The 11,946-nt window shown below is 51.3% G+C and carries 10 protein-coding genes; 5 read left to right on the top strand and 5 right to left on the bottom strand.

What is annotated here, in order from left to right; translation table 11 throughout:
* Positions 1 to 235: 235 nt before the first annotated feature.
* The 3 genes from OC605_RS01270 to OC605_RS01260 all read right to left on the bottom strand — a co-directional run bounded on the left by OC605_RS01270 (position 236) and on the right by OC605_RS01260 (position 3,698).
* The gene (locus OC605_RS01270) at positions 236 to 1,630 is read right to left on the bottom strand and encodes an undecaprenyl-phosphate glucose phosphotransferase (protein ID WP_016775452.1); all 1,395 of its coding nucleotides are present in this window, start codon (positions 1,628 to 1,630) and stop codon (positions 236 to 238) included.
* A gap of 390 nt (positions 1,631 to 2,020) precedes the next feature.
* On the bottom strand, positions 2,021 to 2,680 hold the full coding sequence (locus OC605_RS01265; RefSeq protein WP_041477289.1) for a transcriptional regulator: 660 nt from the start codon (positions 2,678 to 2,680) through the stop codon (positions 2,021 to 2,023).
* A gap of 277 nt (positions 2,681 to 2,957) precedes the next feature.
* Positions 2,958 to 3,698, bottom strand: coding sequence for a winged helix-turn-helix domain-containing protein (locus OC605_RS01260; RefSeq protein WP_262136112.1), 741 nt, complete (start codon positions 3,696 to 3,698; stop codon positions 2,958 to 2,960).
* Positions 3,699 to 4,269: 571 nt separating this feature from the next.
* On the opposite strand from OC605_RS01260, the gene OC605_RS01255 reads away from it, so the two are divergent.
* Positions 4,270 to 5,103, top strand: a complete 834-nt coding sequence (locus OC605_RS01255) for an undecaprenyl-diphosphate phosphatase (RefSeq protein ID WP_056791442.1) — start codon at positions 4,270 to 4,272, stop codon at positions 5,101 to 5,103.
* Here OC605_RS01255 and OC605_RS01250 read toward each other — a convergent pair whose 3' ends face one another.
* Together OC605_RS01250 and dusA are read right to left on the bottom strand one after the other, a co-directional pair.
* Positions 5,104 to 5,523, bottom strand: coding sequence for a DUF2388 domain-containing protein (locus OC605_RS01250; protein WP_240783227.1), 420 nt, complete (start codon positions 5,521 to 5,523; stop codon positions 5,104 to 5,106).
* A gap of 27 nt (positions 5,524 to 5,550) precedes the next feature.
* Positions 5,551 to 6,570 carry a tRNA dihydrouridine(20/20a) synthase DusA gene (gene dusA, locus OC605_RS01245; protein ID WP_262136111.1) on the bottom strand — a complete coding sequence of 340 codons (1,020 nt, stop codon included), beginning with the start codon at positions 6,568 to 6,570 and terminating at the stop codon, positions 5,551 to 5,553.
* 102 nt (positions 6,571 to 6,672) lie between these two features.
* On the opposite strand from dusA, the gene OC605_RS01240 reads away from it, so the two are divergent.
* From OC605_RS01240 to OC605_RS01225, 4 genes are all read left to right on the top strand, one after another.
* Positions 6,673 to 7,761, top strand: coding sequence for a site-specific integrase (locus OC605_RS01240; RefSeq protein WP_262136110.1), 1,089 nt, complete (start codon positions 6,673 to 6,675; stop codon positions 7,759 to 7,761).
* 207 nt (positions 7,762 to 7,968) lie between these two features.
* The gene (locus OC605_RS01235) at positions 7,969 to 9,534 is read left to right on the top strand and encodes a DGQHR domain-containing protein (protein ID WP_262136109.1); all 1,566 of its coding nucleotides are present in this window, start codon (positions 7,969 to 7,971) and stop codon (positions 9,532 to 9,534) included.
* Positions 9,531 to 10,763, top strand: coding sequence for a hypothetical protein (locus tag OC605_RS01230; RefSeq protein ID WP_262136108.1), 1,233 nt, complete (start codon positions 9,531 to 9,533; stop codon positions 10,761 to 10,763). Before OC605_RS01235 ends, OC605_RS01230 begins: the two co-directional genes overlap by 4 nt.
* The gene (locus tag OC605_RS01225) at positions 10,739 to 11,932 is read left to right on the top strand and encodes a DNA adenine methylase (protein WP_262136107.1); all 1,194 of its coding nucleotides are present in this window, start codon (positions 10,739 to 10,741) and stop codon (positions 11,930 to 11,932) included. Before OC605_RS01230 ends, OC605_RS01225 begins: the two co-directional genes overlap by 25 nt.
* Positions 11,933 to 11,946: the final 14 nt, after the last annotated feature.

Below are 11,946 nucleotides of genomic sequence, written 5' to 3'. Positions count from 1 at the left end.
CTCACTCCTACACTTGATCGGCGTCACGCCACATATCCTGGTCATCACCCGAATCCCTGTGGGAGCGAGCCTGCTCGCGAATGGTCCGGCACATCCAACATCTCCATCGCCTGACACACCGCTTTCGCGAGCAGGCTCGCTCCCACGGGGGCGCACCTGTAGTCGATACTGGTTACCCAAATCCCGCCCAAAAAAAAGGGGACTTTCGTCCCCTTGTGATCTGCAGCGCTGAGCCTCAGTAAATATCCTTCGACAACAACGTAAACGGCGTCTTCACCAGGATCTTCAGATCCAGCCACAACGACCAGCTGTTGATGTACTGCAGGTCGATCTCGACACGCTTTTGCATCTTGTCGATGGTGTCGGTCTCACCGCGGCAGCCGCTGATCTGTGCCAGGCCAGTGATGCCCGGTTTGATTCGGTGACGCGCCATGTAAGCGAGGATCTTGCCCGAGTAGTAATTGTTGTGCGCCACCGCATGCGGCCGTGGACCTACCAGCGCCATATGCCCCTGCAACACGTTGAACAGTTGCGGCAACTCATCCAGGGAAGTGCGGCGGATAAAGCGGCCTACTGCGGTAATGCGCGAGTCATTGCGGCTGGCCTGTTTCACTTCACGGTCATCGTGAACACGCATCGAGCGAAATTTCCAGACCTTGATCACCTTGCCGTTCCAGCCATGGCGGTCCTGCTTGAAAAACACCGGGCCGGGCGAGTTGATTTTCACCGCCAGAGCGATGATCAACAGCAGCGGACTGAGGGCGATGATTGCCAGGAATGCCACGGTTTTCTCAACCAGACTCTTGCTCAGGGCAGCGGTCGGGCGGCTGGTCAGCGGGCTTTCGTTCAGGTAAATCGCCGGCAGGCCGTCCACGACTTTCACGGAGTGGTTGAGCAGGGTCAGGCTGTTCAAGTCCGGCACCCACACCACATCGACGTTGGCGCCGAGCAAATCGACATACATCGCTTCGATTTTCGCGGCTTCGCACAGCGGCAGAGTAATGTAGAGGCGGCGAATGTCGTGGGCTTCGATCAGCTCAAGCAACTCGTCCTGAGCGCCAACGACACGCGGTGCATCCGAGGCGAGAACAGGTTTGTCACCGTTGCTGACCAGACCGATCAGCGGCAGGTTTTCCAGTTGGCTGAGCTTTTTCGCCAGGCCCAACGCCAGTTCGCCGGTGCCGACAATCAGCGTGCGGTGTTCGCTTTTACGCGAACGCTGGTAGTACTTGGAAAACGCATGCAGCGGCGCGTAGAGGAACGCCTGACCGAGGAAGCCATACACCGCCCAGCTGAGAATCACCTGACGGGAAAACAGCTCATCGGCCTGGCAGACAAACGCGATGCACGCCAGCGCGGCCATGGTCATCGACCAGCCCATGAACAAGCGGCCGAGGCCGGTCAGGTAGTTGTCGCGTTTGCGATAAACGCCGCTGAATGTGTAAGCCGGCACCGAGGCCAGGACGGCGAGGGTGGCGCACATTCGGTAGTAGAACGCGACGGTGCCGGTGTGCTGTTCAGCGAGGATGAACAGCAGCGTCACAACGAAAGCCTGTGCCAGCGCCCATTGGCCCCAAAAGGTCAGTCCCTTGAGGCCCGTGCTTCGATTAATACTGAGAGAAAGATCCATACGATATCCCCAAAAGACGTCCATTCAGGTTTCAACAGTTGAAAGCCGAGTTGTTATGCAGACTTATTGTTTTTGTTTTAGCGAGTGTCTTGAGGTAACAACATCGAGAGCCGAACTGTCGTCAGCCAATAGACTAAGTTATTGTCGGGAATGGTGTCTGACGAGTTCTAACAAGATGGCACAGTGCCAACTTTTTAATAATTCAATAGATGGCTGTTAGAAAAGGTCGTAGAGCGGGGGATGAAAAAGCGGGGACGTATTTGTTACTGTTGAAGGGTGGAGGCAGGGAAGCTTTTATCGAATCAGGGAGGGTAAACCAAACAGAGTGCTCTTCTTGTTGTTGTAGTCGCACTTTATATCTGTTTGTCTCGATTTGTGTGTCGCTTGTGATTAAGCAACGACTTCCTGGATCAGGCAATATCCGCGATTTCTTACGGCTCGGAACAATCGCTCGCCATTACTCGCACTCTTGAACTTGTCCTGCAATCGGCTCAGGCACATTTCCAGGCCACGGTATTGCTCGGGTTCCCGACCAATGCTGATGATCAGGTCATCACGACTGACCACGCGCTCTTCATGGCTCAGCATTTTCCTGACCAGAGCGGTTTCCAGGCCAGTCAGGCTGATCGCAACATTGTCCTTGAGCAACACGCCTTGTTCATCGTCGAGATGCCAGGTATCGCTGCAAGGCTCAGTGCTCTCGCTGACATTGGAGATATGAGCGCGTTCTGCACTGCGGGTCGGGAAGCTTTGAAACGGATTGTCTGTTTGCGCGGCTCGCCATTCATTTTCAAGAGTGGCCAGTATGCGTTGAGTATCATGTTCGATACTGCGCGCAACATTCTTTCGGCTGAGGCTTGGGTAACTGAACTCCATGACCATCGGGGCGGAAGAGGGCGAAGCAACACCTTCAACAAACATTTGTGCCTGCGACGTGCCAAACGAATTGAAACGCTCACTGGACAAGATGCTTTCCAGTTCACGTTGCGACGTTGTGCTGTGCGTCACAACAACAAAATATTTTCTGGGGAGGGTTGTACTCGTTTCCATGTCTCTCTCCTAAATACACACCAAAATTGGCTAAAAGATAAATCGGCAGGCGAGCAATGACTTCCTCGGAAGTAATCGTAGGCAGGGTTCTGGCCGAAAATGGCCATCGATAAATTCCACTCGATCTGCTGCTATGTTATGGAGTTTTATTGTTATGTGGCGTGATGCCGTGCTCATTCAAGTGCTTGAGTTTTAATAAGTATGAGGCGCAATTGGAACGATATGGCTGCATCAGACGATCCTTCGTACGTATGCAAAAGGGAAGACTGCCCGAGACTCAGGCAGTCGATATCAGGCCCCGCATCAGGCGATAGCCGTAGCCGCGGATGCTCTGAATCGCGTTTGTACCATACATGTCCTTGATTTTTCCACGCAAGCGACTGATTGATTTTTCCAGTGCCCGAGGGTCGTAGAAATTGGCGTTGAGGCCCATGATGCTGGCGATTTCATCATGACTCAGAATGTGATTGCCGGTGTGCGCAAAGGCCTCGAGGATCTTCATTTCGGCGAAAGAGATATCCAGTTTGCGCCGATTGTCCATCAGGCAGATCCGCGTCGGATCAAGCGTCAGATTGATATCTCGTTGCCAGTCTTCGCTGTTGAAGAACTCCGCCAGCAAGTCTTCGCTGTCATCGCTCAATGTATTGAGCTTGATACAGGCATCCGCCCCGGCGAGGAAATACTTGATCTTGTTGACGGCACCGCGGCCGGTGACAATTGCGCAAATAAGCGGCTTCAAGTTGTCATCGCGCAGGTTCTGCACCAGGGCCAGATTTTCTTCGATGGCTTGTGGACTATCGATGATGACGAAAATGGCGCGGTAGGAACCGATGTAACCGTGCTGCTTATATGAACTAGTGAAAGCACCTGTTTCCAAGGTCATATCGGGCTGCACGTGCTTTGCGATCAGCGATCTGAAATGATCAGCCACACCCAGTGTACGACCCAGAGCAAGAACACCGGATTCATCATTTGTCGGGCGCGGACTTCTCGTCGCCAAGTTCCCTGAGAGCATCATGCGTTGACTCGAATTAGGTGCTGACATCGGGATGTTAAAGCACCGGTTCTCATCTGTGACTGACAATTGGTAACATTTGCGCGGATTTTAGACGTGTCTCCCGAGTTTTCTAACAATAACTAAGCTTTTCAGGCTTTTAGTTGATTTTCTCGGGCTTGTGAACTAACGCGTAGGTGATGGCTATATGCGATGGTGCCACTATTTTGAGCTTGTGGCGATGGCTTTGTCTATGTCCTTTTGCCATTGATTGGCCATGTCAACAATGTGTGAGGTTGATCACACTTCATATCTGAACTGAAATATTTGTTGTAATAGATGTAAATTTTTTCCGTTTAGTTCGTCGGCCGACGATTACTAACATGACTTGAGTGTGGCAGTCCGTTAGACCTATTCTTCGAAATCAAAAGATCGCAGCCTTCGGCAGCTCCTACATGGAAATGCATTCCAAATGTAGGAGCTGCCGAAGGCTGCGATCTTTGGATCTTCATATGCGCCAATTGTGTAACTCAGATACTCAACCCCTGAGTGTTATTGACTGGTCGCTCACCCTGAGTGCTCTGACGGAGGATTAATGGATTTCTGGACCCTTTTCCAGGTGTTGATATTAGGCGCGGTAGAAGGCTTGACCGAGTTCTTGCCCATTTCAAGTACCGGCCACCAGATTATTGTCGCCGACCTGCTCGAGTTTGGCGGCGAACGCGCGATGGCGTTCAACATCATTATTCAACTGGGGGCCATTCTTGCTGTGGTATGGGAGTTTCGTCCGAAGATCTTCGAAATCGTCAAAGGCCTGCCCACCGAGCGCAACGCGCAACGTTTCACCCTTAATCTGCTGATCGCGTTTTTCCCGGCCGTTATCCTCGGCGTGTTATTCGCCGACGCGATTCATGAATACCTGTTCAACCCGATCACCGTTGCGGTGGCCCTGGTTGTTGGCGGCATCGTCATGTTGTGGGCCGAACAGCGCAGCCATGTAGTCAGCGTCGAACATGTCGACGACATGCGCTGGTCCCACGCGTTGAAGGTCGGTTTCGTACAATGCCTGGCGATGATTCCCGGCACCTCGCGCTCCGGCTCGACCATCATCGGCGGACTGCTCTTCGGCCTTTCGCGCAAAGCCGCCACCGAGTTCTCGTTCTTCCTCGCCATGCCGACCATGGTTGGTGCCGCCGTTTATTCCGGCTACAAATACCGCGACCTGTTCCAACCCAACGACCTGCCAGTCTTCGCCCTCGGCTTCGTCACCGCGTTCATCTTCGCCATGATCGCCGTGCGTGGCCTGCTGAAATTTATCGCCAACCACAGCTATGCCGCGTTCGCCTGGTATCGGATCGCGTTTGGTTTGTTGATTCTGGCGACGTGGCTGTTTGGATGGGTCAACTGGACCGCCGCAGCGGCTGCCTGATCACTGCGCGCTGATCAACGCGGCCACGGCGAGATCGTTTAACGTCGAATCCGACGACTCCTGACGAAAGCGCTGCAAGGCCGAGGTGAAATACGCGGCTTGCAGCATGCCGTCGCTGGCCAGATAGAGTCGCGCGTCTTCTTGCTCCTCGGCAGAGTAAACACGCTTGTGACTGTCGGTCGTTTCCTGGCTAGACGAAATAGGTGCGAGGATTAAAGACACCAAAGTGAAGCCGGAAAGCTGCGTCACCTCCCACGGCGTATCGGTACGGCCCATGCAAAAGCCATCGCAGTGCGCATAAACGTCGGAAGTGAAGCTGAACAAGGCGAGGAGGGTGAAACGCTTGAAACCTGAAAAAGTAAACGCGGGCATAAACAAAAGACATCCTGTCAGTACATCAAAATACCGGGCAACGCTCATGCGCCGCCCGCACACTCAAACCATCAATCAACGCCCTTCAAGCAACTCAGCCGCCTGATCCAGCAACGCCAGCGGATCCTTGGCCTTGTGAATATCCACCGACAACAACTGACGAAACTTGCGCGCCCCGGGGAACCCTGTGCCCAGGCCCAGCACATGCCGAGTGATGTGATGCATCGCACCACCGGCCAGCAAATGCTCGGCGATATAAGGCCGCAACTGCGCCAACGCCTCAGCCCGACTGATCACCGGAGCGGTACTGCCGAACAGTTGCTGATCGACCTCCGCTAGCAGATAAGGATTGTGATAAGCCTCACGCCCCAACATCACGCCATCGAACGTCTGCAGATGCTCATGGCAGGCCTCCATGGTCTTGATCCCGCCGTTCAGCACAATCTCCAGCTCCGGAAAATCCGCCTTCAACTGCGCCGCCACGTCATAGCGCAACGGCGGAATGTCGCGATTCTCCTTCGGCGACAACCCCTCGAGGATCGCAATCCGCGCATGCACGGTAAAACTCGTGCATCCGGCATCCCGAACAGTGCCGACGAAATCGCACAGCTCGGCATAACTGTCGCGCCCGTTAATGCCGATCCGGTGCTTCACCGTCACCGGAATCGACACCGCATCACGCATCGCCTTCACACAATCGGCCACCAACTGCGGATGCCCCATCAGGCACGCGCCGATCATGTTGTTTTGCACACGATCACTCGGGCAGCCGACGTTCAGGTTCACCTCGTCGTAGCCGTGGTCTTGGGCCATGCGGGCGCAGGCGGCCAGATCCAGCGGAACGCTACCGCCTAACTGCAACGCGAGCGGGTGCTCGGCTTCGTTGTGACGCAGGAAACGCTCGTGATCACCGTTGAGCAGTGCGCCGGTGGTGACCATTTCGGTGTAGAGCAGGGCGTTCTTCGACAGGAGGCGTAGGAAGAAACGGCAATGGTGGTCCGTCCAATCCATCATCGGCGCCACACTGAAGCGGCGAGACGGCTCGGAGCGGGTTTGGCTAGTGTTTACGGGTGCTTCAGGTTTTTCGAAATTCATTGATACTGATCTTTTATACAGCAGTTTTTACCCATTTTTGCTTGTTTTTCCAAGTCGGTTGCTACAATGTAGCAAGTGAATTCGGCAATGTAGCAACGGGAAATGGGCACGATCACATCACGTAAGCGCAAGGACAACTCGACGGCCTACACGGCGCAGATACGGATCAATCGGGATGGGCGCACAGTTTATCAGGAAAGCCAAACCTTCGACCGTAAGCAGGTCGCCCAGGCATGGATCAAGCGGCGTGAGACGGAGCTGGCCGAGCCTGGTGCAATCGAGCGAGCGAACCGCAAGGGTGTGACGATCAGAAAGATGATCGAGCAGTATTTGGACGAGTACGAAAAGATCCGGCCATTGGGTAAAACAAAGAACGCAACACTCAATGCGATCAAGGATACCTGGTTAGGTGATCTCGACGACTCGGCGCTGACCAGTCAGAAGCTGGTGGAGTTTGCGCAGTGGCGGATGAGCGACGAGGGCGGCGGTGTTCAAGCGCAGACGGTCGGTAATGATCTGTCTCACTTGGGAGCCGTCCTGTCCGTCGCACGGCCGGCGTGGGGTTATGAGGTGGATCCACTTGCTATGCCTGATGCGCGCAAGGTGCTGCGCAAGCTGGGGATGGTCAGCAAGAGCAAGGAACGTAATCGCCGGCCGACGCTGGAGGAGCTGAATAAGCTCATGGCGCATTTCTGTGATGTACTTAAGCGCCGTCCCGATTCCATCCACATGCCGAAGATGATCGCCTTTGCAATCTTCTCAACGCGCCGGCAGGAGGAGATCACGCGGATTCGTTGGGAGGATCTCGACGAGTCTCGTCAGGCTGTCCTTGTTCGCGACATGAAAAATCCCGGGCAGAAAATTGGGAATGACGTGTGGTGCCATCTGCCGGATGAAGCATGGGCGATTCTGCAGAGCATGCCCAAGGCTGAGAGGGAGATTTTTCCATTCAACGCCAAGTCGGTGTCGGCGGCGTTTACCCGTGCGTGTCCGCTACTGGGGATCGAGGATCTGCATTTTCATGATTTACGGCATGATGGTGTCAGTCGACTATTTGAAATGGATTGGGACATTCCGAGAGTCTCCAGTGTTTCGGGTCACAGGGATTGGAACTCTCTTCGCCGTTACACGCATCTCAGAGGGCGTGGAGATCCGTATGCAAAAGGCGATCTGTTGAAGTGGTGTCGGTAGGAAGCAGCAGCTCGTCGGACACTGGCTTTTGGCGCATCACTTCCGCTCTGGAAATAGGGGATTGGCTGCAAGGCATCTGGTATCCTCCTGATCGCACGCTGCCATCAGATGATGGTTTTTTTTTTTGACGGATTGATGAACCGACTAAACCCTGCTCCCATAAGCGGGAAATGTGAAGTTCGAAATAGACGGAAAAAGGGACTATGAATGTCTACAACTAGCCAAATACCACTTCTAAAAGTCAAACAGTGGTTGAAAACATGGGAGCTCAGCGATTGGGTTCAAGAAGATTTACCTGAGCCACCGCACGAATTTTATATCGCCTCGGTTTCATTAAAGACGCTCAGAAATTTATCAGGTGTCAGTCGCCGAAATATTGAAGATCGTAGGCAAGGTGAAAAAGGTGCTGGCTACCAACGCGCCCACCAATCAAGTCGATCTAAGAATATAGCAAGGTACATAAAATACGGATATCCGATTTCCAACGATCCAAGCTTGGATCCTGAAGAGCACAAAACATTAGTTCATCCAGGCTGGCTGCCTACTTCGATCCTAGTAAACATTATACAGCCGGGTGAAACGCGTCGGCGCGGCGGGAAAGAAGTTGCGCTAGACAAAGATCATCAGCTTAGCATAATCGAACAAGGCGGATTTAACTCTATCTCTATACCTGAATTTTTTAATTCTGGAGGTCGAGTTGGCGGTAAATCGATACTGGAACCAATTGAAATCATCGATGGTCAGCATAGGCTCTTCTCGATAGATGAGCTTGGAAATGACATCGAAGATGATGAGTATGAAGTTCCGGTAGTGTTTTTTAACGGATTGTCCGAGTCTTGGCAGGCGTATCTTTTTTGGGTTATTAACGTTGAGCCCAAAAAAATTAATACGAGTTTGGCTTTTGATCTTTATCCTGAACTTCGCAGTCAAAGTTGGCTAGAAAGAGGTGAAGGGATAAAGGTTTATCAGGAACACCGGGCTCAAGAATTAACTGAGGTCATGTGGCGCCATAATCTTAGCCCTTGGAAAGATCGTATTGAATTGCATGGTAATCGCATCGATGGTCACGTTTCGAATGCGGCTTTTATTCGATCGTTGACAGTGAGTTTTGTTCGTCGTTGGGGAAAAGAGAATAAAACCGGTGGCTTTTTTGGCTCTATAGACAGGGACGGAAAAGAAAGAGTTTTGCCATGGAAACGATCACAGCAGGGGGCATATCTGATCGCTTGCTGGACTCACATGCATGAAGCAGTTAAGAACTCAGCAGCCCCTTGGGTAAGAGCTCTGAAGGAAGAAAGTAGCGGAAGTCAACGCAGTCTAGATGAGAATGAATTTACGAAGAATATTGCTTTTTCGGGTAGCAATACGCTTATGGCAACTGATCAAGGTTGTCGAGTAATTTTCATCATTTTTAATGCGATGAGTCGCGTATCTTTTGAGCGACTAGGTCTTGAGGAGTGGGAGTCTGAAGAGGTATCGGATAAGCCTGAAGACGAAGATGTTACAGCTGCATTTATTGAGTTCGAGCGATTAAAAAAGGCCAATGCCTTTCTAAAGGCGATCGCAGATACTCTCGTTAACTCAGGATTAGACTGGCGCACTAGCAGTTCTAAAACATTGGGTGAAGATCAAAGTAAAACCCAAGCGGCATATCGCGGGAGTAGTGGTTACTCCTTGTTGATGAAAGAGTGTTTTAAGTATCTTGTAAACTCGAGTGATAAGGTTGTTGCAGATGCTGCATTGCATGCTAGTCGTTTGCAAGGAATTGCATGATGGCCCCAAAATATGCTGTCAAGGCGAGCAAGGCAAAACCAGATTACGCCGCTATATGTAACGCGGCTAGTGGTCTGACGGTGCAAAAAGGCTTCAACCAGTTAGGGCCAATAACTAAATTTGAGGACTTGCTTTGTCCAGCAGCCAGTCCAATCCCTGGTGCAGAGCTCGCTGCTGAGCAGGTTTTTCATATGATTGAGGGCTGGAGATATGCCTCGGCTGCCTCCAATGCTTACCTTAATCACTCAAAGCATACTGCACTGCATTTTGCATATTATGCTGAGTTGCGCGCAGCGCTTTCCCTTTTGAGTTGGAGCGGGATAAGAGTTCGCCAGAATGCGCACTATTATCTGGACGTCTTTGGCAATAAGAAAACGGTAATACATTCACCCACGCATTCGGCTGTGTGGGGTTTGTGGAAAAATTGGGTTAAGCGGCCTGACGCGACAAAATTATTTCGCGACCAGATTAAGCTCACCACAAGTGTTTCTTTATCCAACGTACTTACGTCGCTGCAATACGTTGATCCAAGTAAGACGCTGCAAAACTGGGGTATGGATCTCGCTAAAATACAGTCCGATCATACAGCGCGAAATACCTCCAGTTATGAAGCCTTTTGGATTAACTCACCCTTATCTAGGATGTCTCATGATGATCTCGATCTCATATTGATGCTCTGGAAGCTGCTTCTACCTCAAGATTCTGGATTGCTGTTTGATAGCACATTAATTTCGTATTTTGTCAGCAAGGCATTGCCGGCGATGACTCTGAGAATGGGGGGGACATCTGAGGATTGTCTGAAGCAAATCGTTGGTGCAATAGTAACTAATACAGGGGCGGATCCGGCTCTCATCTCACGGCGTTTAGACACAACCCAGTATAAAACCAAACCTTTTGATCTTGCTTCTTCGCAGGACTCTAAAACTGAAAATGTATTATGTCGAGCATTCTTTCTACTACGTTTGTCCATGCTCGCTACTAAGACTAGTTTGGCCGTCACACCTAATACAGCGACTGCTGATTGGTTGACGAATTGGTTTGAACATGCGGGGCTGTGGGATAAAAAATCCGGTGTCGATGCTTATGATACAAATGAGGATTATGAGCTTGCGCTAGATCATTTTAATGCTACCCCTGTCGTTTTGACTGATCTTTGGGCGCAGGACAATTTAAAGAATACAGTAAGGCTGACTCGGCCTGAAGCATGTATGGTTTGGAACGTCATTTAATGAAGTATATGGGGCATAAAGGTAAACTGTTGAGCTTTTTAGGGGATCTGTTAGTTGAGGAGGCAAGTGATGCTAATGCGATAGCTGATCCCTTCTGCGGCTCGGGTGCTGTTTCATGGTATTTAGCTCAAAATACTAAGAAGGCAATAATGTCCGGTGATCTACAAAAGTTTGCGGTTTGCCGAGCTGCTTCTGTGGTTGAACGCACGGAGCCAGTAAGTGCTGCGGCAATTTTCAGGCCGTGGATAAAGCGCGCAACTTCCTTGGTGAAGGTTGTTGTTGACAAGTTTCCGAATGCGGAAGCGTCTGTCGAACCAAATTCAAAGGCAACTGGAGATATCATTTCTTTAGTTATTCGTTCGAGAGTTTTTTGCGAAACTGTTCTTCCGAACTTGCTTGAGAGTCTAGCTAGTCAATTTCCGATGACCAAGGCTTATGGTGGGCATTATTTTTCACCCATGCAGGCTTTGATGTTAGACGCTTTAAGGGCGACGTTGCCAAGAGTTCCTGATAATCGCTCTGTGGCGTTGGCTGCTCTTATTGAAACCGCCAGTCGGTGCGCCGCGGCGCCTGGTCATACGGCCCAGCCTTTTCAACCCACTGCGACATCTGCTATTCATATTATGGAAGCATGGCAAAGGCCTGTCGAAAAATTACTTTTTGAGGCTATCGAGACTATCTCTTCGCGATGTGCGGGAAAGATCGGCGCAGCGAGGGTCATGGATTTTGGCGAAACTATCAACTCCCTAGAGGAGGGAGACTTAGTATTTGCTGATCCACCGTACTCAGATGTGCATTACAGCCGCTTTTATCACGTTCTAGAAACCCTTGCGCATGGTCGTGAAGTTGAGGTGAGTGGGAGGGGGCGTTACCCCGAGATCTCGAAGCGCCCCAGTTCGCGATTTAGTCTGCGCAGTCAATCTGAGCAAGCGGCACGAGATCTAATAATCGGGTGTCATTCGCGAAAGCTGAACTTGGTTCTGACATTTCCATCTGGAGAGGCCAGCAACGGATTGTCTGCCGAAAGCTTTATGTCTTTCGCTAAGGGGCTTTATTCTTCGATAGAAGAGCATAAAGTGGATTCGGATTTTAGTACGTTAGGTGGGAATGCAAAAAGTAGAGGGGCGCGTTTAAAGTGCCAAGAAAGTATTATTTGTTTTAGGGTATAGTAATGCTGCCTGTC

This window comes from Pseudomonas sp. Marseille-Q5117 (genome assembly GCF_946901175.1).
GTDB classification, from domain to species: Bacteria; Pseudomonadota; Gammaproteobacteria; order Pseudomonadales; family Pseudomonadaceae; genus Aquipseudomonas; species Aquipseudomonas iranensis.
This window is presented reverse-complemented; position numbering and strand designations above follow the sequence as displayed.